At 70.4% G+C, this 21,942-nt stretch carries 20 protein-coding genes; 15 read left to right on the top strand and 5 right to left on the bottom strand.

The window, feature by feature from the left end; genetic code table 11:
• Positions 1-69: 69 nt before the first annotated feature.
• Positions 70-2,358: a (Fe-S)-binding protein gene (locus ACFZDL_RS31115; RefSeq protein WP_353593995.1), complete on the bottom strand. Its 2,289-nt coding sequence runs from the start codon at positions 2,356-2,358 to the stop codon at positions 70-72.
• A 293-nt stretch (positions 2,359-2,651) separates the two neighbouring features.
• Here ACFZDL_RS31115 and dnaK point away from each other — a divergent pair, with 293 nt between their 5' ends.
• The 7 genes from dnaK to ACFZDL_RS31150 all read left to right on the top strand — a co-directional run bounded on the left by dnaK (position 2,652) and on the right by ACFZDL_RS31150 (position 11,478).
• A complete protein-coding gene (dnaK, locus tag ACFZDL_RS31120; RefSeq protein WP_353593994.1) occupies positions 2,652-4,520 on the top strand; it encodes a molecular chaperone DnaK in 1,869 nt (622 codons plus the stop codon).
• Entirely contained in the window at positions 4,517-5,164 is a 648-nt protein-coding gene (gene grpE, locus ACFZDL_RS31125) for a nucleotide exchange factor GrpE (protein WP_353593993.1), read from the top strand. Before dnaK ends, grpE begins: the two co-directional genes overlap by 4 nt.
• A 45-nt stretch (positions 5,165-5,209) precedes the next feature.
• Positions 5,210-6,391: a molecular chaperone DnaJ gene (dnaJ, locus tag ACFZDL_RS31130; RefSeq protein ID WP_353593992.1), complete on the top strand. Its 1,182-nt coding sequence runs from the start codon at positions 5,210-5,212 to the stop codon at positions 6,389-6,391.
• Between the two features lie 46 nt (positions 6,392-6,437).
• Positions 6,438-6,890, top strand: coding sequence for a heat shock protein transcriptional repressor HspR (locus ACFZDL_RS31135; RefSeq protein WP_353593991.1), 453 nt, complete (start codon positions 6,438-6,440; stop codon positions 6,888-6,890).
• A gap of 95 nt (positions 6,891-6,985) precedes the next feature.
• On the top strand, positions 6,986-9,853 hold the full coding sequence (locus ACFZDL_RS31140; RefSeq protein ID WP_353593990.1) for a BTAD domain-containing putative transcriptional regulator: 2,868 nt from the start codon (positions 6,986-6,988) through the stop codon (positions 9,851-9,853).
• Between the two features lie 35 nt (positions 9,854-9,888).
• Entirely contained in the window at positions 9,889-11,103 is a 1,215-nt protein-coding gene (locus ACFZDL_RS31145; protein WP_353593989.1) for an FAD-dependent monooxygenase, read from the top strand.
• Between the two features lie 99 nt (positions 11,104-11,202).
• Positions 11,203-11,478, top strand: coding sequence for a hypothetical protein (locus tag ACFZDL_RS31150; protein WP_353593988.1), 276 nt, complete (start codon positions 11,203-11,205; stop codon positions 11,476-11,478).
• A gap of 6 nt (positions 11,479-11,484) precedes the next feature.
• Here the strand turns inward: ACFZDL_RS31150 and ACFZDL_RS31155 are convergent, their stop codons facing one another.
• Positions 11,485-11,919, bottom strand: coding sequence for an ATP-binding protein (locus tag ACFZDL_RS31155; RefSeq protein ID WP_353593987.1), 435 nt, complete (start codon positions 11,917-11,919; stop codon positions 11,485-11,487).
• A 195-nt stretch (positions 11,920-12,114) separates the two neighbouring features.
• On the opposite strand from ACFZDL_RS31155, the gene ACFZDL_RS31160 reads away from it, so the two are divergent.
• The 6 genes from ACFZDL_RS31160 to ACFZDL_RS31185 all read left to right on the top strand — a co-directional run bounded on the left by ACFZDL_RS31160 (position 12,115) and on the right by ACFZDL_RS31185 (position 17,444).
• Positions 12,115-12,963, top strand: a complete 849-nt coding sequence (locus tag ACFZDL_RS31160; RefSeq protein ID WP_353593986.1) for a helix-turn-helix transcriptional regulator — start codon at positions 12,115-12,117, stop codon at positions 12,961-12,963.
• A gap of 10 nt (positions 12,964-12,973) precedes the next feature.
• On the top strand, positions 12,974-13,168 hold the full coding sequence (locus ACFZDL_RS31165) for a DUF397 domain-containing protein (RefSeq protein ID WP_353593985.1): 195 nt from the start codon (positions 12,974-12,976) through the stop codon (positions 13,166-13,168).
• Positions 13,169-13,283: 115 nt separating this feature from the next.
• The gene (locus ACFZDL_RS31170; protein ID WP_353593984.1) at positions 13,284-14,246 is read left to right on the top strand and encodes a type IV toxin-antitoxin system AbiEi family antitoxin domain-containing protein; all 963 of its coding nucleotides are present in this window, start codon (positions 13,284-13,286) and stop codon (positions 14,244-14,246) included.
• 221 nt (positions 14,247-14,467) lie between these two features.
• The gene (locus ACFZDL_RS31175) at positions 14,468-15,136 is read left to right on the top strand and encodes a class I SAM-dependent methyltransferase (RefSeq protein WP_353593983.1); all 669 of its coding nucleotides are present in this window, start codon (positions 14,468-14,470) and stop codon (positions 15,134-15,136) included.
• Between the two features lie 192 nt (positions 15,137-15,328).
• Positions 15,329-16,540: an FAD-dependent oxidoreductase gene (locus ACFZDL_RS31180; protein WP_353593982.1), complete on the top strand. Its 1,212-nt coding sequence runs from the start codon at positions 15,329-15,331 to the stop codon at positions 16,538-16,540.
• 13 nt (positions 16,541-16,553) lie between these two features.
• Positions 16,554-17,444 (top strand): RNA polymerase sigma-70 factor, encoded by an 891-nt coding sequence (locus tag ACFZDL_RS31185; protein WP_353593981.1) that lies wholly within the window; start codon positions 16,554-16,556, stop codon positions 17,442-17,444.
• Here ACFZDL_RS31185 and ACFZDL_RS31190 read toward each other — a convergent pair whose 3' ends face one another.
• Together ACFZDL_RS31190 and ACFZDL_RS31195 are read right to left on the bottom strand one after the other, a co-directional pair.
• Positions 17,445-18,710 (bottom strand): RNA polymerase sigma factor, encoded by a 1,266-nt coding sequence (locus ACFZDL_RS31190; protein ID WP_353593980.1) that lies wholly within the window; start codon positions 18,708-18,710, stop codon positions 17,445-17,447. It lies immediately after the preceding gene.
• Between the two features lie 47 nt (positions 18,711-18,757).
• Positions 18,758-19,114 carry a YciI family protein gene (locus tag ACFZDL_RS31195; RefSeq protein ID WP_352141886.1) on the bottom strand — a complete coding sequence of 119 codons (357 nt, stop codon included), beginning with the start codon at positions 19,112-19,114 and terminating at the stop codon, positions 18,758-18,760.
• Between the two features lie 268 nt (positions 19,115-19,382).
• Between ACFZDL_RS31195 and proP the strand changes: the two genes are divergently transcribed.
• Positions 19,383-20,915, top strand: coding sequence for a glycine betaine/L-proline transporter ProP (gene proP / locus ACFZDL_RS31200; protein ID WP_353594023.1), 1,533 nt, complete (start codon positions 19,383-19,385; stop codon positions 20,913-20,915).
• A gap of 78 nt (positions 20,916-20,993) precedes the next feature.
• The gene (locus ACFZDL_RS31205) at positions 20,994-21,362 is read left to right on the top strand and encodes a cupin domain-containing protein (protein ID WP_353593979.1); all 369 of its coding nucleotides are present in this window, start codon (positions 20,994-20,996) and stop codon (positions 21,360-21,362) included.
• Positions 21,363-21,417: 55 nt separating this feature from the next.
• Here ACFZDL_RS31205 and ACFZDL_RS31210 read toward each other — a convergent pair whose 3' ends face one another.
• Entirely contained in the window at positions 21,418-21,822 is a 405-nt protein-coding gene (locus tag ACFZDL_RS31210; RefSeq protein WP_353593978.1) for a TIGR03618 family F420-dependent PPOX class oxidoreductase, read from the bottom strand.
• Positions 21,823-21,942 lie beyond the last annotated feature (120 nt).

The raw sequence follows: 21,942 nt of genomic DNA on the forward strand, positions 1-21,942 counted from the left end.
AGAACGTCCAGCAGAACGCACGGCCAAACGCACGGCCAAACGCACGGCAGTACGTCCAGCAGGTGGCCGCTACTTCACCGGCTGCGGCTCCGGCTCCTCCGCCGTCTCGCCGTCGTCCTCCGGCTCGGCCGGCGTCTTGACGGAGTCGAGCAGCAGCTGCGCGACGTCCACGACCTGCAGCGACTCCTTCGCCTTTCCAGAGCCCGCGGCGGAGCCGCTATTAGACGCTTTCTTGCCGTTGACGGAGTCGGTCAGCATGACGAGGCAGAACGGGCAGGCGGTGGAGACGATGTCCGGGTTGAGGGACAGCGCCTCGTCGACGCGCTCGTCGTTGATGCGCTTGCCGATGCGCTCTTCCATCCACATCCGGGCGCCGCCCGCGCCGCAGCAGAAGCCGCGCTCCTTGTGGCGGTGCATCTCCTCGTTGCGCAGCCCCGGCACCTTGGCGATGATCTCGCGCGGCGGGGTGTAGACCTTGTTGTGCCGGCCCAGGTAGCAGGGGTCGTGGTAGGTGATCAGGCCCTCGACCGGGGTGACCGGGATCAGCTTGCCCTCGTCGATGAGGTGTTGCAGCAGCTGGGTGTGGTGGATGACCTCGTAGTGGCCGCCGAGCTGCGGATACTCGTTCGCGATGGTGTTGAAGCAGTGCGGGCAGGTCGCGACGATCTTCTTCTTGGACTTCTCGACGACGACGCCCTCATCCGCATCTTCGCCGAAGGCCATGTTCAGCATCTCGACGTTCTGCTGGCCGAGCTGCTGGAAGAGGAACTCGTTGCCCAGGCGGCGGGCGGAGTCACCGGTGCACGCCTCGTCGCCGCCCATGATCGCGAACTTGACTCCCGCGATGTGCAGCAGCTCCGCGAAGGCCTTGGTGGTCTTCTTCGCGCGGTCCTCAAGGGCGCCCGCGCAGCCGACCCAGTAGAGGTAGTCGACCTCGGACAGGTCCTCGATGTCCTTGCCGACGACCGGGACCTCGAATTCGACTTCCTTGGTCCATGCCAGCCGCTGCTTCTTGGCGAGCCCCCAGGGGTTGCCCTTCTTCTCCAGGTTCTTGAGCATCGTGCCCGCCTCCGACGGGAACGAGGACTCGATCATCACCTGGTAGCGGCGCATGTCCACGATGTGGTCGACGTGCTCGATGTCGACCGGGCACTGCTCGACGCAGGCGCCGCAGGTGGTGCAGGACCACAGCACATCCGGGTCGATGACGCCGCTCTCCGCCAGCGTGCCGATCAGCGGCCGCTCGGCCTCGGCCAGCGCCGAGGCGGGCACGGAGGCGAGCTGTTCCTCGGACGCCTTCTCCTCGCCCTCGGCGTCCTTCCCGCCGCCTGCGAGCAGATACGGCGCCTTGGCGTGCGAGTGGTCGCGCAACGCCATGACCAGCAGCTTCGGCGAGAGCGGCTTGCCGGTGTTCCAGGCGGGGCACTGCGACTGGCAGCGGCCGCACTCCGTGCAGGTGGAGAAGTCGAGCAGGCCCTTCCAGGAGAAGTGCTCGATCTGCGAGACGCCGAACTGGTCGTCCTCGCCCGGGTCCTCGAAGTCGATCGGCTTGCCGCCCGAGGTCATCGGCTGCAGCGCGCCCAGCGCGACGTCCCCGCTCGACTCGCGCTTGAACCAGATGTTGGGGAAGGCGAGGAAGCGGTGCCAGGCGATGCTCATGTCGATGTTCGTGGAGACCGTGATCATCCAGACCATCGTGGTGCCGAGCTTGACCATCGCGAACAGGTAGGTCAGGTTCTGCACCGTGCCGACGCTGAGGCTCTTGAAGAGCAGCACCAGCGGATACGAGGCGAAGTACTCCGGTTCGTAGGAGTCGACGTGGTGCAGCGCGCCTTCCGTGCCGCGCAGCGCCATGATCGCCAGGCCGATGATGAGGATGACGTACTCGACGAAGTACGCCTGCCAGGCCGTGGAGCCGGCGAACCGCGACTTGCGGCCGGCCCGGCCGGGCAGGTTGAGCAGCCGGATCACGATCAGGGTCGCGATGCCGAGCGTGGTCATCGTGCCGATGAACTCGATGTACAGCTCGTAGGGGAGGAAGCCGCCGAGGATCGGCAGGGTCCAGTCCGCCTGGAAGAGCTGGCCGTAGGCGTTGATGATGGTCGGCGGCAGGGTCAGGAAGCCGATCGCGACGAACCAGTGGGCGACGCCGACGATGCCCCACTTGTTCATCCTGGTGTGCGCCAGGAACTCCTTCACCAGCGTCACGCTGCGCTGGTAGGGGTTGTCGGTCCGGGTGCCCGCCGGCACCGGCGCGCCGAGTTTGAAGAAGCGCACGAACTGCGCGACGGCGCGGCCGAGCAGGGCAACGCCGACCGCGGTGAGGACCAGCGACACGATGATCGCGGCGAGTTGCATGGGGGCTCCTCGAACCTGCGAGAGCGGAATTACTAAGCAGTAACTTATCTGGTCTTGACCGAGATTACCCGGGGAAGCGGCAGCCTATGTAGCCGACCGGCCGGTGATCTGTGTCGCTTGGTCGCGTCTGTGGGTGCCATGCCCCCGACCCCCTCCCCTCCTCTTGTCGTGTCCTGTCCATAAGCGCCATATAAAAGTTGAGTCGGCCGGACTCAGGTCTGTTGACACCGGAAAGTTGATCATGCACTCTTGAGCCTGTTCCACTCAATGCTGTGTAGCTGGAGGATTGCGAAATGGCTCGTGCGGTCGGCATCGACCTGGGTACGACGAACTCCGTCGTCAGTGTGCTCGAAGGCGGTGAGCCCACCGTCATCACCAACGCCGAGGGCGCCAGGACCACGCCGTCCGTCGTCGCCTTCGCCAAGAACGGCGAGGTCCTGGTCGGTGAGGTCGCCAAGCGCCAGGCCGTGACCAACGTGGACCGGACCATCCGGTCGGTCAAGCGCCACATGGGCACCGACTGGCAGATCAACCTCGACGGCAAGAACTTCAACCCGCAGCAGATGAGCGCCTTCATTCTGCAGAAGCTCAAGCGGGACGCCGAGGCCTACCTGGGCGAGAAGGTCGCGGACGCGGTCATCACCGTCCCGGCGTACTTCAACGACGCCGAGCGCCAGGCCACCAAGGAGGCCGGTGAGATCGCGGGTCTCAACGTCCTGCGTATCGTCAACGAGCCTACCGCCGCCGCCCTCGCCTACGGGCTGGAGAAGGACGACCAGACCATCCTGGTCTTCGACCTCGGCGGCGGCACCTTCGACGTCTCGCTGCTGGAGATCGGCGACGGCGTGGTGGAGGTCAAGGCCACCAACGGTGACAACCACCTCGGTGGTGACGACTGGGACCAGCGCGTCGTCGACTACCTGGTCAAGCAGTTCAACAACGGCCACGGCGTCGACCTGTCCAAGGACAAGATGGCCCTGCAGCGCCTCCGGGAGGCCGCTGAGAAGGCGAAGATCGAGCTCTCCAGCTCGACCGAGACCACCATCAACCTGCCCTACATCACGGCGTCCGCCGAGGGCCCGCTGCACCTGGACGAGAAGCTCACCCGCGCCCAGTTCCAGCAGCTGACCAGCGACCTGCTCGAGCGCTGCAAGGTCCCCTTCCACAACGTGATCAAGGACGCGGGCATCGCCCTCTCCGAGATCGACCACGTGGTCCTGGTCGGCGGCTCGACCCGGATGCCCGCCGTCGCCGAGCTCGTCAAGGAGCTGACCGGCGGCAAGGAGGCCAACAAGGGCGTCAACCCGGACGAGGTCGTCGCCATCGGCGCCTCGCTCCAGGCCGGTGTCCTCAAGGGTGAGGTCAAGGACGTCCTGCTGCTGGACGTCACCCCGCTGTCCCTCGGCATCGAGACCAAGGGCGGCATCATGACCAAGCTGATCGAGCGCAACACGACCATTCCGACCAAGCGCTCGGAGATCTTCACCACGGCCGAGGACAACCAGCCGTCCGTGCAGATCCAGGTCTACCAGGGCGAGCGCGAGATCGCGGCGTACAACAAGAAGCTCGGCATGTTCGAGCTGACCGGCCTGCCGCCGGCCCCGCGCGGCGTGCCGCAGATCGAGGTCACCTTCGACATCGACGCCAACGGGATCATGCACGTCGGCGCCAAGGACCTCGGCACCGGCAAGGAGCAGAAGATGACCGTCACCGGTGGCTCCGCGCTGCCGAAGGACGACATCGACCGCATGATGCGCGAGGCCGAGCAGTACGCGGAGGAGGACCACAAGCGCCGCGAGGCCGCCGAGACCCGCAACCAGGCCGAGCAGCTGGTCTACCAGACCGAGAAGTTCCTCAAGGACAACGAGGACAAGGTCCCCGGCGACGTCAAGACCGAGGTCGAGACCGCGGTCGGCGAGCTGAAGGAGAAGCTCAAGGGCGACGACACCGCCGAGATCCGCACCGCCACCGAGAAGGTCGCGGCCGTCAGCCAGAAGCTGGGCCAGGCGCTGTACGCCAACGCCCAGACGGACGGCGCGGGCGCGGCGGCCGGAGCGGGCGCGGCCGGTGACGGCCAGGCCAAGGCCGACGACGACGTCGTGGACGCCGAGATCGTGGACGACGAGAAGGCTGACAACAAGGGCCAGGGTGGTGCCGCGTGACGGAGGAGACCCCGGGCTTCGAGGAGCAGCCCGACGTCCCCTCCGAGGCCGCACAGACCCCTGACGATGCGGCCAAGGGTGGTGCCGGGTCCGCCGACAAGGCGGGCCCGGCGTCCCCGGCAGGGGACCTCGAGCAGGTGGCCATCCAGGCCCAGCTGGACCAGGTCCGTACCGCGCTCAACGAGCGGACGGCCGACCTCCAGCGGCTCCAGGCGGAGTACCAGAACTACCGGCGCCGGGTCGAGCGGGACCGGGTCACGGTCAAGGAGATCGCCGTGGCGAACCTCCTGTCCGAGCTGCTGCCCGTGCTCGACGACATCGGCCGCGCCCGTGAGCACGGCGAGCTCGTCGGCGGCTTCAAGTCCGTCGCCGAGTCGCTGGAGACGGTCGCGGCGAAGATGGGGCTGCAGCAGTTCGGCAAGGAGGGCGAGCCCTTCGACCCGCTGGTGCACGAGGCGCTGATGCACGCGTACGCGCCGGACGTCACCGAAACCACGTGCGTGCAGATTCTGCAGCCGGGGTATCGAATCGGCGAGCGTACGATCCGCCCGGCGCGGGTCGCGGTCGCCGAGCCCCAGCCGGGCGCCCAGCCCAAGGGGGACGAGACGCCGGACGAGGAGAGCGGTGGCCCGGAAGAGGGCTGACGTGGCTGATGTGACAGCGGTGGCAGGAGAGGAGGGACGTCGAGGATGAGCACCAAGGACTTCGTCGAGAAGGACTACTACAAAGTCCTCGGCGTCCCCAAGGACGCCACCGAGGCGGAGATCAAGAAGGCGTACCGGAAGCTCGCCCGCGAGTTCCACCCGGACGCCAACAAGGGCGACGCCAAGGCGGAGGAGCGCTTCAAGGAGATCTCCGAGGCGAACGACGTCCTCGGCGACCCCAAGCGGCGCAAGGAGTACGACGAGGCCCGCGCCCTGTTCGGCAACGGCGGATTCCGCCCGGGGCCGGGCGCGGGCGGCCCCGGCGGCTTCAACTTCGACCTCGGCGACCTCTTCGGCGGCGCCGGCGGCCCCCAGGGCGGCGGCGCGGGCGGCGGCTTCGGCGGCGGCCTCGGGGACGTCTTCGGCGGACTCTTCAACCGCGGCACCTCCACCCGTGCCCAGCCGCGCCGCGGCCAGGACATCGAGTCCGAGGTGACGCTGAGCTTCACCGAGGCGGTGGAGGGGGCCACGGTCCCGCTGCGGATGTCCAGCCAGGCGCCGTGCAAGGCGTGCTCGGGCACCGGCGACAAGAACGGCACCCCGCGCGTGTGCCCGACCTGCGTCGGCACCGGCCAGGTCAGCCGCGGCGGCGGGGGCGGCTTCTCGCTCACCGACCCGTGCGTGGACTGCCGCGGCCGCGGCCTGATCGCGCAGAACCCCTGCGACGTGTGCAAGGGCAGCGGCCGTGCCCGCAGCGCCCGCACCATGCAGGTCCGGATACCCGCGGGCGTCAGCGACAGCCAGCGGATCCGGCTGCGCGGCAAGGGCGCCCCGGGCGAGACCGGCGGCCCCGCCGGCGACCTGTACGTGGTGGTCCATGTGGACCCCCACCCGGTCTTCGGCCGCAAGGGCGACAACCTCACCGTCACCGTGCCCGTGACCCTCCCGGAGGCGGCGCTCGGCGGCGAGATCAAGGTCCCCACGCTCGGCGGCCCTCCGGTCACCCTCAAGCTGCCGGCCGGCACGCCCAACGGCCGTACGATGCGCGCCCGCGGCAAGGGCGCGGTGCGCAAGGACGGCACCCGCGGCGACCTCCTGGTCACCGTCGAGGTCACCGTCCCCAAGGACCTCAGCGACAAGGCGCGCGAGGCGCTGGAGTCGTACCGGGAGGCGACCGCGGGAGAGGACCCGCGGGCGGAGCTGTTCCAGTCCGCGAAGGGAGCGTGACCCGATGGAGACGTCTGGCCGAGGGGTCGGAGGCAGGAATGGCGGCATGGGCGGGCCCAGGAGCCGCAACCCGTACGAGCTGACGGACGAGTCGCCGGTGTACGTCATCTCGGTCGCCGCCCAGCTCTCCGGGCTGCACCCGCAGACCCTGCGCCAGTACGACCGGCTGGGCCTGGTCTCCCCCGGCCGCACGGCGGGCCGCGGGCGCCGCTACTCGGCCCGCGACATCCAGCTGCTCCGCCAGGTGCAGCAGCTCTCGCAGGACGAGGGCATCAACCTCGCCGGCATCAAGCGCATCATCGAACTGGAGAACCAGGTCGCGGCCCTGCAGGAGCGCGTCGCCGAACTCCAGTCCGCGGTCGAGGGCGCGGCCGCGGCGATGCAGCAGCGCGAGGCCGCGGTCCACGCCTCCTACCGCCGCGACCTGGTCCCCTACGACCAGGTGCGGCAGACCAGCGCGCTGGTGGTGTGGCGGCCCAAGCCCAAGCGGCCGGAGTAACCCCCGGCCCCGCCCGGGCCTCGCCGTACGCCAAAGTGGCCCGGTGACCGATCCGTCGGTCACCGGGCCACTTTGGCGTGTGCATAATCGCCGGCATGCGGTTCGGAATCCTCGGCGAGACCCGGGCGTGGCGCGACGACGGGGCAGAGGTTCCGCTGGGCGGCCCGGCCCGGCGGGCGCTGCTGGCGCTGCTGCTGATCCGCCCCGGAGAGGTCATGTCGGCCGACCGGCTGGCCGAGGAACTGGACCCGGGCGGCGCGGTGTCGGCGCATGCGCTGCAGTCCCAGGTGTCCAGGCTGCGCACCGCCCTGGGCCCGGCGGCGGCGATCGAGCGGACCGGGGCGGGCTACCGGATCGCGGCCGCGGCCGAGGACGTGGACGCCTGCCGGTTCGAGCGGCTGGCCCGGGAGGGCCGCGCCGCGCTGGGCGACGGCGACCCCGGGCGGGCGGTCGTGGCGCTGCGCGAGGCGCTGGGCCTGTGGCGAGGGCCCGCGTTGGACGGGCTCGACGGCAGCGAGACGGCCCGGGCCGCCGCCGTGCGGCTGGAGGAGCTCCGGCTCGGGGCGCTGGAGGACCGGATCGAGGCCGAGCTGCGGCTCGGCGAGCAGGGCGCGGCCGTAGCGGAGTTGCGTGAGCTGGTCGGACGCCATCCGCTCAGGGAGCGGCTGGCGGGGCTGCTGATGCGCGCGCTGTTCGCGGAGGGCGGGCAGGCCGAGGCGCTGGTGGTGTTCGAGGAGACCAGGAGCCACCTGGCCGAGGAGCTGGGCGCCGACCCCTCGGCCGAACTCGCCGCGCTGCACCGGGAGCTGCTGAGCGCCGACCCGTCGCCGTCGCCCGTCGCACCGCCCGCCCAGCTGACGTCCTTCGTGGGCCGCGAGCAGGAGGTGGCCGATGTCGCCGAGCTGCTGCGGGTGGCCCGGCTGGTGACGCTGATCGGGCCGGGCGGTGTCGGCAAGACCCGGCTGTCGGTGGAGGTCGCGGGGGCCGCCGACGACGAGGTGTGCTTCGTGGAGCTCGCTCCGCTGCGCGACGGCGCGGGCCTGTCCCAGACGCTGCTGGGAGCGCTCGGTCTGCGCGGGGACGGGCTCCAGCCGCAAGGCGGCTCCCACACGCCGGTCGACCGTCTGATCGCCGCGCTGTCGGGCCGGATGCTCCTGCTCGTCCTGGACAACTGCGAGCACGTCGTCGAGGAGGCCGCCGCGCTGGTGGCGCGGCTGCTGGCGACCTGTCCGCGGCTGCGGGTCCTGGCGACCAGCCGGGAGCCGCTGGGCATCATCGGCGAGAACGTGTGGCAGGTGCGGCCGCTCGACGACGAGGCGGCGGTGCGGCTGTTCACCGACCGGGCCGGCGCGGTGCGGCGCGGCTTCACCGCCGATCCCGGGCTCGTACGGCGCGTCTGCGCCGCCCTGGACGATCTGCCGCTGGCCATCGAGCTGGTGGCGGCGCGGCTGCGCACGCTGGACCTCGACGACCTCGTGGGCCGGCTGGACGACCGGCTCGGGGTCGCGGCCCGCGGCAGCCGTACGGCCGACGGGCGCCATCGCACGCTGCGCTCGGTGGTCGCCTGGAGCTGGGACCTGCTCTCGGAGTCCGAGCAGCGGGCCGCGCGCCGTTTCACGGTCTTCGCCGGCGGCGCGACGGCCGAGGCCGCGCTGCGGGTGTGCGGCACGGACGGCGAGACGCTGGAGTCGCTGGCCGACAAGTCGCTGCTGGAGCCCGCGGGCGGCGGGCGTTACCGGATGCTGGAGACGATCCGCGCGTACGGCGCCGAGCGGTTGGACGAGGCGGGCGAACGCGCGTCGGCACGGGGCGCCCACGCCCGCCATTTCCTGGACCTGGTGCGGACCGCCGATCCGCGTCTGCGCCGGGCCGAACAGCTGGAGTGGCTGCGGGTCCTGGCGGCCGAGCACGACAATCTGCTGGCGGCCCTGCGCTGGGCGGTCGAGGCTCCGGACCTCGCGACGGCCCTGGAACTGCTCGCCTCGGCCTCGACGTACCTGTGGATCCGCGGCGCGTCCGCCTCGGTCGCCCCGTACGCGATCACGCTGCTGGGCGCCGTCGGCGACACGCCCCCGGACGGGCTCGGCGAGGAGTACGCGACCTGCCTGCTGCTCGCGGCGTCCGGCAGCGCCGGGCGACCGGTCTGGCAGCGGCACCGCGCGGCGGCCGAGAAGGCGCTGTCCGCTGCCTGGCCGGGCACCCGCGCGGGCCGGTACCCGGCCACCCTGCTCCTGTGGATGATGCGGAACGCGAGCGGGACCGACCCGCGGAGCGCGTTCGCGCTCGTGTCGTCCCAGCGCGACTGCCCGGAACCGTGGGCGCGGGCGGCCGCCTGGTACGTGACGGGGTTCGGGTCGCTCGGCGAGGGGGACGCCGAAGCGGGTGAGCGCGCCCTGGCCACGGCCGCCGAGGGGTTCCGCGCGCTCGGCGACCGCTGGGGCACCGCGCTGGCCCTGGACGTGCTGGCCGGCCTCGCGGGCGGGCGCGGCGACGGCGCGCGGGCGATCGCGCTCACCGACCAGGCCCTCGCGCTCACCGGGGAGCTGGGGGCCTTGGAAGACAGCGCCGACCTGCTGGTCAACCGGGGTGATCACCTCGACGACCCGGTGGCGGCCCGCGCCGACTACACGAAAGCCGCCGAACTGGCCCGCCGCGCCGGCAGTTCGACCTGCCTGGGGGCGGCCCTGCGCGGACTCGGGGACATCGCCCTGCGGGACGGAGACCTGGACGCGGCGGAACGGCTCTACGAGGAGGCCCTGGAACGCATCGACCCGCACTGGGTCAAGAGCCTCGGCAACCGGGTGCGGACCCTCGCCGGACTCGGCCTCCTCGCCGAGGCGCGCGGCGACCGTCCGGCGGCCCACAAGCGCTACGAGGAGGCGGCCGAGGCGGCGGGAGGCCCGGACCGGCTCCCCCTGATGGGCCTCCCCGAGCCCGTCGTCGAGGCGGTGAGCCGGCGGTGAGCGTGCGGTGAGCCCTCCCGGCCAAGCTCTCTGCCATGACGAACCACAGCGCACCGAAGACCCGCAACGTACTCATCTCCGGCGCCTCCATCGCGGGCCCCGCCCTCGCCTACTGGCTCCACCGGCACGGCTTCAACCCCACCATCGTGGAGCGCGCCCCGGCCCTGCGCGACGGCGGCTACGCCGTCGACTTCCGGGGCGAGGCCCACCTGTCGATCCTCCGCCGCATGGGCATCCTGGACGAGCTCGAGCGGGCCCGCACCGGCATGGGTCACATGTCGTACGTCAACAGCGCGGGAAAGCCGGTGGCCGACATGCCGGCCGACCTGTTCGCCGGAGACCTCGAAGTCCTCCGCGGCGACCTGGCCCGCATCCTCTACGACGCCACCAAGGAGCACACCGAATACGTCTTCGGTGACTCCATCACCTCGCTCACCGAGGACCCCGACGGCGTGACCGTCACCTTCGAACGCTCCGCGCCGCGCAGATTCGACCTGGTCATCGGGGCCGACGGGCTGCACTCCACCACCCGCCGCCTGACCTTCGGCCCCGAGGAGCAGTACGTCAAGCACCTCGGCGTGCACTGCGCGATCTTCACCACGGCCAACCACCTCGGCCTCGACCACACCGGACACGCCTACCGCACCGCGGGCAGGCTGGTCGCGATGTACAGCGCCCGCCACAACACCGAGGCCAAGGCGGTCTTCTACTTCGCCTCACCGAAGCAGGACCTCGACCGCCGCGACGTGGCGCGGCAACAAGCCGCCCTCACCGAGCACTTCACCGGCAACGGCTGGCAGAGCGAGCGGCTGCTGCAGGACATGCGCCACGCGCCCGACTTCTACTTCGACTCCGTAGGCCAGGTCCACATGGACAGCTGGACCCGCGGCCGGGTCGCCCTCATCGGCGACGCCGCCTACTGCCCCTCCTCCCTCTCCGGCATGGGCTCGGGCCTCGCCCTGGTCGGCGCGTACGTCCTCGCCGGCGAACTGGCCGCCGCGCACGGCGACCACCGCGTCGCGTTCGCCCGCTACGAGGAGGAGATGCGCGAGTACGCGACGGGCTGCCAGAAGATGGGCGACGGCGTCGCCAAGCTCATGGTCCCCCGTAGCCAGACCCTCGCCAGGCTCCTCAACGGCTACTACAAGCTCATCCCCTACCTGCCGGGGAAGAACATGGCCGCCAAGATCGCCCGCAAGACCGCCGAGAACATCACGCTGCGCGACTACGAAGCGCTCGTCAGGTGCTAGGCGACCGGAGGCCGACCCTCGCCGCGACCGATGACTTCCGCGCCGTCGCGACGTCCTACCTGGCTGACAGGACAATCCACAACCAGCAGGGAGGACCCCGTGCACGCAGCCCTCGTGACCCTGACCATCGACCCGGCCCAGGCCCCCGCTGCCGCAGCCGCGCTGATGGACGACATCCTGCCGAGGATCTGCTCGGCGCCCGGCTTCCTCTCCGGGCACTGGCTGGAGCCTGTCGACAGCCGTGGCTTCTCGATGATCGTCTTCGAGACCGAGGAGCAGGCCCGCGCGGCCACCCCACCCGCCGCCGAGTGGACGGCCCCCGGCGTCACCATCGAGTCCGTCGAGTTCCGCCGCGTGGCCGTCGCCGTGCCCTGACGGACTTCACCCCCACGACGCGGGCGGCGTCCGGCCGATCTCGCACCACACCACCTTGGACGCGGGGCTCCACAGCTCGCCGGAGAGTGCGAAGTGACTCCAGCTGTCGGCGAGCAGTTCCAGCAGCTGCAGCCCCCGCCCGCATTCGCTGTCCCCGTGGATCTCCCGCCGACTGGGAGGCGTCGCGCTGATGTCCCAAACCGTCATGCGCAACCTCTCGGCGCACCACTTCACCCGCAGGTCGGCCTCCCCTCCGGCGTGCACGATCGCGTTGGTGAGCATCTCGCTGGCCAGCAGCTCGGCTCGCTCGACCAATTCGGGCAGCTCGTGCGCGGTGAGGGCGGTACGGAGGGAGGCCCGGGCGACGCGGACGGCACGGGGGTCGTGCGGCACGTGCAGGCAGTACTCGAAGGGCGCGACGGCAGGGGTGACGAGGGGCATACGGGCCTCCTGTGGCGCGGTGGGGTGTGCGACAGCAACGCGCTTCCGGCTGCCCGATGGCTTCGCTCGGTGAGCGGCGCGATACTCAACGTAGGGTGCATCCCTGATACGTTGCAACCCTTATCCCGAGATTCGCTCCATCGGGGTGAGTCGTGCCATCGTTGCTATGACAAGCCGTCAGGAGAGGGAAAGCGCATGCCGCCGAGAACCAACCCCACGGCGCGCCAGATGCGGTTGGCCGCCGAGCTACGCAAGATGCGGGAGCGCGCGGGCATGACCGTGCGCGAGGCGGGTGAGCTGCTGGGCACCGGCCCCATCCAGATCAGCCATATCGAGGCAGGGCGCATCGGGGTCAGCGAGGAACGGCTGCGACGGCTGGCCGACAACTACCGCTGCACGGACGCCGAGCTGATCGACGCACTGATCGCTATGGCGGTAGAGCGGGTACGGGGGTGGTGGGAGAAGCACCGGGGCTTGCTCGGATCGGAATTGTTGGACATCGCTGCCCTGGAGTGGCACGCCCATGGGATGCGGACACTGCGAGTCGTCCATATCCCTGGGCTGCTGCAGGTGGAATCGCATATGCGGGCACTGTTCACCTACGCGCGATCGGCGGTCTCCGATCACATCGAGGAGCTGATCGACTTCCGGCTGCGGCGCCGAGAAGTGCTCGACCGTGACGATCCGCCGGAGTACGCGGCGATCATCCATGAGGCGGCGCTGCGCATGCAGGTTGGCGACCGGGGGGTTGCGAGGGAGCAGCTGGAGTACATCCTGGAGAGGTCCGAACTCCCCAGTGTCACCGTGCGAGTGATTCCCTTCGCTGCTGAGGGCTTTGCGGGCATGGGGGACTCCGTGCTCTACGCGACGGGGCCACTGCCCCGACTGGACACGGTGCAGATCGACCAGGTGCATGGCAGCGCCTTCCTGGATGGGGAAGCGCAACTCGAGCATTACCGACACCGCTTGAGCGTCGCAGAGCGCGTGGCGCTCAGCTCCGAGGAATCGCGAGACTTTATCCACCACATCGCACGAGAACTCTGAAGGGTTGAAGATGCACGACATCCCCTGGCGCAAGTCAAGCTTCTCCGGCAACGGGGTGAACAACGAATGCCTGGAACTCGCCGCCTTCGACGGCGCGATACACCTCCGCGAGAGCGAGACCCCGGGCACAGCCATACGCACCGACCCGCGCCCGCTCGCGGCCTTCATCCGGGCGGCCAAGGCGGGGGAGCTCGACAACTTGTAGTGAGTATGAGACAGCGACACACCATGCCGTCGGCGTGTCGCTGTCTCATACTCACTACAAACCGGGTTGTCCACAGGCCCAGGCGGCCGCCGGAGGTAGGCGGCACCCTGAGGGGATGACGAGGACGGGGGACGCGGTCTCGCTGACCGGGCTGGCCGGCGCCCAGGGCGGTGTGGTGCTGACGGCTCAGGCTCTGGTCGGCGGGTGGGATCGGCGGCAGCTGAATAGACGCCTGCTGAGCGAGGGGTGGACACGGATCGGCCGGGGGGTCTGGGCCGAGCCGGGGCAGGTGGTGGATGGGATGACGCTGCTGTGGGCAAACCAGCTGGCGCACCCACAGTTGGTGGTGAGCCACACGGCAGCTGCTGTTCTGCACGACATCGAAACGCGGGCGGAGCGCGTGGAGTTCATCGCGCCTCGTGGATGTACACCCACGGTGCACAGCGGAGTGCTGCATCAGCTGTCGTTGGGCACGGATGAGATCACCACCGTGGCCGGGCTGAGGACCACGACCGTGGCGCGCACGATGGCGGACCTGCTGCGGGCTGGGGAGCGGGACGAGGCCCTGGTGGCGGTGGAGTCCGCCGTGAGCCGACGTCCCGGCCGGTCCCCGGACGCGGCGGGGCGGCGGGGGCCGTGCACCACGCTTGCGGAGATCGCCCGCGCATTGGAAAGCGGCGCCGCGCTTCAGGGCACGAGGGTGGCACGCGAATGGCTGGCGATGGCAGATCCGAAGGCCGGGTCGCCTGCGGAGACGATCGCCCGGCTGCGGATGAACGACGCGGGGCTTTATCCGGAGTCACAGGTCCCGCTCATCACCCCTTCGGGGCGGCGGGTCTTCCCTGACTTCCTGTTCCGGGAGCAGGGGCTGGCCGTGGAGATCGAGGGCTACCGGTGGCACGGCAGCAGGGCCCAGCACCAAAGGGACGCAGCCCGCTTCAACGAGGTGCTGGCCTGCCCTGAGGTCCGACGGCTGTTGAGATTCACGGCAAGTGACGTGTACCGGTGGCCCCGAAAGATGATCCGCGATATCCGGGGCGCCTTGGCCGACCTGTCCGGCGGTCAGCCAGTTTCGTAGCGGCTACGGACTTGCGGGGCGGCCTGGCGGCCCTCCAGGACGAGGCCACGGAACTGGTCGGGGCCAGGCCGGCCGCCCGCAAAGCGGGCTGTAGGCAGCTGGGGCCGACAGGCGTCCGGGGACCACTGGTGGGCATCAACAGGCTGGACCCTGCGGAGGGCTGGTGAGAGCTGATGGCGCAAGCCAGTCTGTAGGCCGTTGCGCAGTCCTATCATCGGCGGATGCGCGCGCACCCTATCGATCGCCCGGCTGATCTGGACGTGGTTCGTGAGTCCTATGACCGTGTGGCCGACAACTACGCCGACATGGTGGTAACGACGGGAGTCGGCGACATCCGTCGTCATCCATGGCTCAAGGCTTCAATCGATGCCTTCGCCGACACCGTGGGCGAGCTCGGGCCCGTCCTCGATGTCGGCTGCGGGCCCGGAACGGTGACGGCCTACCTCGCCGAGCGCGGACTGGACGTGTCCGGGGTGGATCTCTCCCCTCGTATGATCGAGAACGCGCGCCGTCTTCATCCGCAATGCCGCTTCAGCGTCGCTTCTGCCACCGACCTCGACCTTGATGAAGGGTCCCTTGGCGGTGTGCTCGGGTGGTGGTCACTGTTCAACCTCCCCCGTGATGTCCTTCCTCAGGTTCTCGCCCTGTTCGCGCGCGCCCTGAAGCCAGGCGGACACTTCATCACCGCAACACACGTCGGCGACGAAGACGCGGTGCGCACCGAGGCATACGGAGGCGTACCCGTTCGCTGGACGACACACAAATGGCGGCCGGAACAGCTCGTGGCTCTGATCGAGCAGGCCGGCCTGCAACCGGTCGCCGAACTCAGGCTCCCGCCGGAGGAGTACAGCGGGCCGGGTCTGGTCGTCATGGCGAAGCGGCCCGGCTGAGAATCCGGCGCCGGAAGCGGCACAGGATCCCGTGCCGGGCCAGGCTCCACCGGCCCAACGCGCAGCGCAGCGGAGCGTTCGACCACGTGCGGTGAGCATCAGACGGCGCGGGGAGTGACCTGCCTCACAAACTGTCACAGCGATCGATGACCCGGTGTCTTGAGGCCGAACCCTCGCAACGGAGGAGACACCATGGCTGAGAACACCGAGAACACCAATGTGATCGTGATCGGCGGCGGATACGCCGGCGTCATGGCGGCCAACCGCATGACGCAGCGCGACGACGTGACAGTGACCCTGATCAACCCGCGCCCGAACTTCGTCGCACGGCTCCGCCTGCACCAGCGGGTGGCCGGGACCCATGACGCGGTCGTCAACTACCAGGACATCCTGGGCAAGGGCATCCGGCTGGTCGTCGACACCGTGGCACAGATCAACGCTTCCGAGCGCAGCGTGACCTTGGCGACCGGCGACAGTATCGGCTACGACTACCTGATCTACGCGGTGGGCAGTGGCAGCGCTGCCCCGCGCGTGCCCGGGGCGGCCGAGTTCGGCTACCCGATCGCCACCCTGGAGGAGGCGCAGCGGCTGCGGCCGGTTCTCGACGCCGCCTCCGCCTCGGCCGCGGTGACCGTTGTCGGGGCCGGTCCGAGCGGCATCGAGACCGCCGCGGAGCTGGCGGAGCAGGGGCGCCGGGTGACTCTGGTCTGCGGAGGTCTGCTCGGTCCGTATCTGCACCCTCGGGGGCGACGCGCGGTCGCCAAGCGGCTCGCCAAGCTCGGGGTGACCGTGCTCGACGGACCGGACACGAAGGTGACGGCCGTGACGCGCGATGCCGTGCGGCTCGGCGATGGCCGCGAGCTCCCGAGTGAGATCACCGTCTGGACCGTCGGATTCGGCGTGCCGGACCTGGCCGCGCGGAGCGGGCTGAGCACCGATGCCCTGGGACGTCTGCTCACGGACGAGACGTTGACCAGCGTCGACGACGAGCGCATCGTCGCGGCCGGGGATTCGGCGGCGCCGTCGGACCTGCCGTTCCGGATGAGCGCCTATGGCGCGGGTTGTCTGGGCGCACACGCCGCCGACACGGTGCTCAACCGGATCGCGGACAAGCGGCCCGCGCCCATCAACCTGTCGTTCCCGGCCATGTGCGTCGGCCTGGGGCGTGGCGCCGGTGTCTTCCAGCTCGCCAACAAGGACGACATCGCGATAAGGCTCTACATTGGCGGCCGCCCGGGCGCGAAGCTCAAGGAGGTCTCCTGCAACTTCAGCGTCAAGCATTTGGCGGTCGAGGCGCGCAAGCCCGGTTCGCACCACTGGCCCAAGGGCGACAAGCGCCAGCAGCTGCTGCAGGCCAAGCGTGGTGCGGCGGCGGCCACCCTGAACGCCGAACCGGCAGCCTGACCAGGAGCAACATATGAGTGACCACTCCGTCAACGAAGCCACCGAGGCCTTCGTCGGCTACCGCAACCTGCTCTTCACCGTCGCCTACGAGATGCTCGGTTCGGCCGCCGACGCCGAAGACGTCCTCCAGGAGACCTGGCTGCGCTGGATCGAGGTCGACCTGGGGCAGGTGCAGGACCAGCGCGCGTATCTGGTGCGGATGACGACCCGCCAGGCGCTCAACCGGCTGCGCACCATGACGCGCCGTAAGGAGGCGTATGTCGGACCCTGGCTGCCCGAGCCGCTGCTGACCTCGCCGGACGTGGCCGGGGACGTCGAGCTCGCCGAGAGTGTGTCGATGGCGCTCATGCTCGTGCTGGAGACGCTGTCGCCGACGGAGCGCGCCGTCTTCGTGCTGCGCGAGGTCTTCGACGTCAGCTACGACGAGATCGCGGCCGCCGTCGACAAGAGCCCCGCGGCGGTGCGCCAGATCGCGCACCGCGCCCGTCGGCACGTGGATGCCCGCCGCCCTCGTACGGCGGTCTCCGCGAGCAGGACTCAGGCGGCTCTGGAGTCGTTCCAGCGGGCGCTCGCCACCGGGGACATCCAGGGTCTGCTCGACGTACTCGCCCCCGAGGTCGTCCTGATGACCGACGGCGGCGGCGTCAAGCAGGCCGCGCGGCGGCCGGTCGTCGGCGCCGACAAGGTGGCCCGTTACATCGTCGGCGGCTCGGCCGGAGTCACGCTCACCGGTGAGCCCACCGTGGTCAACGGCAGCCCGGGGCTCGTTCTGCGGGTGGACGGTGAGACGGACGGTGTCATCGCGATCCGTTTCGAGGACGACCGGATCGTCGGCCTCTACTACGTCCGCAACCCCGAGAAGCTGACCCGCGTCGGGTCCGAGACCCCGCTCACCCTGCGCTAGTCACTCGGACACGCACCGGGCGGCCCGTTCCAGCAGCAAGTGGCGTTCGCGGGCGTTGTGGGTCTGGGTGGCGGCCCGCTCGAACTCGGCGCGGGCCTCCGCGGCGCGGCCCAGGCGTTCCAGGAGGTCGCCGCGGACGCTGGGGAGCAGGTGGTAGTCCTTCATGGCCGGGTCGTCGGCGAGGGCGTCGACCAGGGGGAGGGCGGCCTCGGGGCCCTGGGACATGGAGACGGCGACGGCACGGTTGAGCTCGACCACGGGGGAGGGGGTCAGGGCCATCAGCCGGCCGTAGAGGGTGGCGATGGTGGCCCAGTCGGTGTCCTCGTAGCGGACCGCCTGGGTGTGGCAGGCGGCGATGGCGGCCTGGAGGGAGTACGGGCCGTGGCCGGCGCGGTGGAGGGCTTCGACGCCGCGGTGGATGAGGAGGCGGTTCCATTTGGCGCGGTTCTGGTCGGCGAGGAGTACGGGTTCGCCGTCGGGGCCGGTGCGGGCCGGGATGCGGGAGGCCTGGAACTCCAGGAGCGCGGCGAGGCCGTGGACCTCGGGTTCCCCCGGCATCAGACCGGCCAGGACGCGGGCCAGGCGGAGGGCGTCCTCGCACAGGGCGGGGCGGACCAGGTCGTCTCCGGCGGTGGCGGAGTAGCCCTCGTTGAAGACGAGGTAGATGACTTCGAGGACCGAGGCGAGGCGGGCGGCGCGGTCGGCTCCGTACGGGACCTCGAAGGGGACGTCGGCCTTGGCGAGCGCGCGTTTGGCGCGGACGATCCGCTGGGCGACGGTCGGCTCGGGGGCGAGGAAGGCGCGGGCGATCTCCTGGGTGGTCAGCCCGCCCAGCAGCCGCAGGGTGAGCGCGACGCGGGCCTCGGTCGACAGCACGGGGTGGCAGGCGGTGAAGATCAGCCGCAGCAGGTCGTCGTCGATGTCCTCGGCGGCGTCCTCGGAGTACTCGGGCGGGGAGGTGTCCGTGAGGGCCCGGCCGACCTCGGCCAGCTTGCGCGCGTAGGTCTCCTTGCGGCGTACGAGGTCGATCGCGCGGTGCTTGGCGGTGGCCATGAGCCAGGCGCCCGGCTTGTCCGGGACGCCCGACTCCGGCCACTGCTCCAGCGCGGCGACCAGAGCGTCCTGCGCGAGCTCTTCGGCCAGCCCTATGTCCCGCACGATGCGGGTGACACCAGCGATGATCCGCGCGGACTCGATTCTGAAGACCGTCTCGATCGCCTGGGTCGCCTGGGTCGCCTGGACCGTTTCAGAGCTTGCTCCCGTCACGTCCACCCATCAGAGCAGCCGCGCCACAACGGGGCAAGCGCGGCCGATCAGCCCTCGGCGATCTCGCGGACCTCGGCGGTGATGGTCCAGTAGTCCTCGTGGGTCTGCAGGAACCGCTTGGTCCACTCCAGCGCCTCGGCCTTGTCCTTGGCCTGGACGATCGAGTAGCCGCCGATGACCTCCTTGCTCTCGGTGAAGGGCCCGTCGGTGTAGCTGAGCTTGCCGCCGGACCAGGTGACCCGGGTGCCCTCGGAGGTCGGGGCGAGCCCGGCGGTGTCCAGCATCACCCCGGCCTTGGTGATCTCCTCCAGCAGCGCGCCCATGCGCTCCTGGAGCTCGGGGCTGGGGCCCTCGGCGGGGGCGTTCTGCTCGTCGATGCGGATCAGCGTCATGAAGCGCGGCATGGTGTCTCCTTGGTTCCTCGCCTTGTGTTTCCTGCTGTCACCCCTGCGTCGAACGGGAGACGGCCGGATCGACAGCCCCGGCAAAAAATCTTGGAACAATTTTCCGCCCCTGCGCCCGTGCGGCCCCGCGCGCTCGGGCGCACGATGGGAGGAACGTCGGCAGGGATCGGCAGGGAAGAGGATGAGTACCGGTCGCCCACCACCCCGTCATCCCCTGCGCCGCGCCCGCCGGGCGGTGCGCGGCGGCGGGAGCGAGCGCACGGATCGGATGCTGCGGACGCTGCTGCGCCGCCGCAAGCAGCCGCTGACCATCTCGGACGTCACGGTCGTCGACCGGCCGCGGCTGCGCCGGGCGGTCGCCGCGACGGCGGTGGGCAACACGATGGAGTGGTTCGACTTCGGCGTCTACGCGTATGTCGCGGTCACCCTCGGCAAGGTCTTCTTCCCCTCGGACTCTCCGGCGACGCAGGTGGTCTCCACCTTCGCCACCTTCGCGGTCGCGTTCCTGGTGCGCCCGCTGGGCGGGCTGGTCTTCGGGCCGCTGGGGGACCGTATCGGGCGGCGGCGGGTGCTCTCGACCACCATGATCATGATGGCGATCGGCACCTTCGCGGTGGGGCTGCTGCCGGGGTACGCGTCCGTCGGCATCGCGGCCCCCCTGCTGTTGCTGGCGTGCCGGGTGGTGCAGGGGTTCTCGACCGGGGGCGAGTACGCGGGGGCGACCACGTACATCGCCGAGTTCGCCCCGGACCGGCGCCGCGGCTTCCTGGGCAGCTGGCTGGATTTCGGCACGTTCGTCGGCTACTCGCTGGGGTCCGGGGTGGTCACAGTGTTGACCGCGGTGCTCGGCGAGCGGGGGATGGTGGACTGGGGCTGGCGGGTGCCGTTCCTGATCGCGGGGCCGCTCGGGCTGATCGGGCTGTACATGCGGCTGCGGCTGGAGGAGACCCCGGCGTTCCAGCAGGAGGCGGAGCGGGCGGCCGAGGCGGTGGGCGCCGGGCGCGGGGACGTGGACCCGGTGGAGGAGGCGCGCCAGTCCGGCAAGGGCAGGCTGAAGGAGATCTTCACCCGGCACTGGCAGGCCGTGCTGATCTGCATGGGGCTTGTGCTGCTCTACAACGTCACCAACTACATGGTCACGTCCTACCTGCCGACGTACATGACCTCCACGCTGGGCCAGGACGCCACCACGGCCCAGGTGCTGGTGCTCGCCACCATGCTCCTCGTCGCGCTGACGATCACCCTCGTGGGCCGCTCCTCCGACCGGTGGGGGCGGCGGCCGATGTTCATGGCCGGCAGCGTGGGGATGATCGCGCTCGCCATTCCGGCGGTGCTGCTGATCCAGGCGGGCGGAATCCTGATGCCCGCGGTGGGCTGTGTGATCCTCGGGCTGCTGCTGGTGATCTTCGCGGGGACCAGTGCGGCCACGCTGCCCGCGCTGTTCCCGACCCGGCTGCGCTACGGCGCGCTGTCGATCTCGTTCAACATCTCGGTGTCGCTGTTCGGCGGCACCACCCCGCTGGTCGCCTCCTGGCTGGTCGCCATCACCGGCGACCAGCTGGTGCCGGCGTACTACCTGATGGCCGCGGGCCTGGTCGGGCTGGTCTCCGCGCTGTTCCTGCACGAGACGGCGGGCAGGCCGCTGCGCGGCTCGGGGCCCATGGTGGAGACCGTCGAGGAGGCCAGGCGGCTGGTGGCGGTGAGCCGGGCCCGGGCCGGGCGGCGGGCGCGGGACGTGTGGATCAGGCTGCGTCATCCGCGGGCGGCGCACCGGCACCACGACGACGGCGATGAGCGGTGAGCCGCGGGGGGTTTGTCCGGATGTGCGTGCACGGGGCCGCAAGGCGCACGATGGAAGTACGGCACAGGAGGTACCGCAATGTTGGAAGTCAAGACGATCGAAAAGCCCGACGAGCGGCGTGACTTTCCCCGGGGCCACATCGAGGTCCTGCACCTGAGCGGTCTCGATTTCGCCGTCGGCACCTTCGAGCCCGGCTGGAACTGGACGGAATCCGTCAAGGAGATAGCCGGGACGGACAGCTGCGAGGTGGATCACCGCGGGATCGTGGTCCGGGGGCGGATGCGCATCCGGATGGACGACGGGGCCGAGTCCGAGATCGGACCCGGCGATGTCTTCGCCGTCTCGCCGGGGCATGAGGCCCGGGTGGTCGGTGACGAGGCCGTCGTGCTGTACGACATCGGCGGCGAGATGGCCACCGATTACGCGAAGGCCAAAGGTCAGAGCTGAGTGGCGATGGGGGACGCGGGCGTCGCCGGGCGAGACCCGGCGGCGCCTCTCGTGCTCACGCCCGGCCCAGCGCCCTGGTGAGCGTGATCTCGATCAGGACCCGGTCCGGATTGGGGGAGGGGGTGCGTTCGTAGCGCTCGGCGTAGCGCCGCACCGCGTCCTCGATGAGCTCGTTCTCGGTACGGATCACCGCCCGGCCCTCGAGCGTCGCCCACCGCTTCCCGGCGAACTGGCAGACGGCGACGGGCGCGCCGGAGGGGCCGGCCGCCTGGATGTGGGCGACCTTGCGGCTGTGCTTGTTGGTGATGATGCGAGCGATTCCGGCCGCCGGGTCGTATGTGACACCGACGGGGACCACGTGCGGCGTGCCGTCGGGGCGCGGTGTGGTCAGCGTGCACACATGGCGCTCGCGCCAGAAGGCGAGGTAGGCGGGGTCGGGGTGGCGGGGGTCGAGGGCCATGACGGCCAATCTATCGACTGTGCGGCGGGCCGCGACGGCTCCCTCTCTCGACCCTTCACACTTGAGTGGAATAGACTCAACTTTACGGATGTTGGGCACGGCAGGGATTGAGTGCCGCCA

Origin of the sequence: Streptomyces sp. NPDC007917 (genome assembly GCF_042959105.1) — a bacterium.
In the GTDB taxonomy this organism is placed as follows: domain Bacteria; phylum Actinomycetota; class Actinomycetes; order Streptomycetales; family Streptomycetaceae; genus Streptomyces.

What these genes read in the sequence shown, in the direction of transcription:
- ACFZDL_RS31155 (WP_353593987.1), bottom strand. Translation starts at nt 11,919, where the DNA reads ATGCCCCTCGTCACCCCTGCCGTCGCGCCCTTCGAGTACTGCCTGCAC.
- ACFZDL_RS31205 (WP_353593979.1), top strand. Translation starts at nt 20,994, where the DNA reads ATGTTGGAAGTCAAGACGATCGAAAAGCCCGACGAGCGGCGTGACTTT.
- ACFZDL_RS31115 (WP_353593995.1), bottom strand. Translation starts at nt 2,358, where the DNA reads ATGCAACTCGCCGCGATCATCGTGTCGCTGGTCCTCACCGCGGTCGGC.
- ACFZDL_RS31165 (WP_353593985.1), top strand. Translation starts at nt 12,974, where the DNA reads ATGCACGACATCCCCTGGCGCAAGTCAAGCTTCTCCGGCAACGGGGTG.
- ACFZDL_RS31195 (WP_352141886.1), bottom strand. Translation starts at nt 19,114, where the DNA reads ATGCCGCGCTTCATGACGCTGATCCGCATCGACGAGCAGAACGCCCCC.
- ACFZDL_RS31135 (WP_353593991.1), top strand. Translation starts at nt 6,438, where the DNA reads ATGGGCGGGCCCAGGAGCCGCAACCCGTACGAGCTGACGGACGAGTCG.
- ACFZDL_RS31160 (WP_353593986.1), top strand. Translation starts at nt 12,115, where the DNA reads ATGCCGCCGAGAACCAACCCCACGGCGCGCCAGATGCGGTTGGCCGCC.
- dnaJ (WP_353593992.1), top strand. Translation starts at nt 5,210, where the DNA reads ATGAGCACCAAGGACTTCGTCGAGAAGGACTACTACAAAGTCCTCGGC.
- dnaK (WP_353593994.1), top strand. Translation starts at nt 2,652, where the DNA reads ATGGCTCGTGCGGTCGGCATCGACCTGGGTACGACGAACTCCGTCGTC.
- ACFZDL_RS31185 (WP_353593981.1), top strand. Translation starts at nt 16,554, where the DNA reads ATGAGTGACCACTCCGTCAACGAAGCCACCGAGGCCTTCGTCGGCTAC.
- ACFZDL_RS31175 (WP_353593983.1), top strand. Translation starts at nt 14,468, where the DNA reads ATGCGCGCGCACCCTATCGATCGCCCGGCTGATCTGGACGTGGTTCGT.
- proP (WP_353594023.1), top strand. Translation starts at nt 19,383, where the DNA reads ATGCTGCGGACGCTGCTGCGCCGCCGCAAGCAGCCGCTGACCATCTCG.
- ACFZDL_RS31180 (WP_353593982.1), top strand. Translation starts at nt 15,329, where the DNA reads ATGGCTGAGAACACCGAGAACACCAATGTGATCGTGATCGGCGGCGGA.
- ACFZDL_RS31170 (WP_353593984.1), top strand. Translation starts at nt 13,284, where the DNA reads ATGACGAGGACGGGGGACGCGGTCTCGCTGACCGGGCTGGCCGGCGCC.
- ACFZDL_RS31145 (WP_353593989.1), top strand. Translation starts at nt 9,889, where the DNA reads ATGACGAACCACAGCGCACCGAAGACCCGCAACGTACTCATCTCCGGC.
- ACFZDL_RS31140 (WP_353593990.1), top strand. Translation starts at nt 6,986, where the DNA reads ATGCGGTTCGGAATCCTCGGCGAGACCCGGGCGTGGCGCGACGACGGG.
- ACFZDL_RS31210 (WP_353593978.1), bottom strand. Translation starts at nt 21,822, where the DNA reads ATGGCCCTCGACCCCCGCCACCCCGACCCCGCCTACCTCGCCTTCTGG.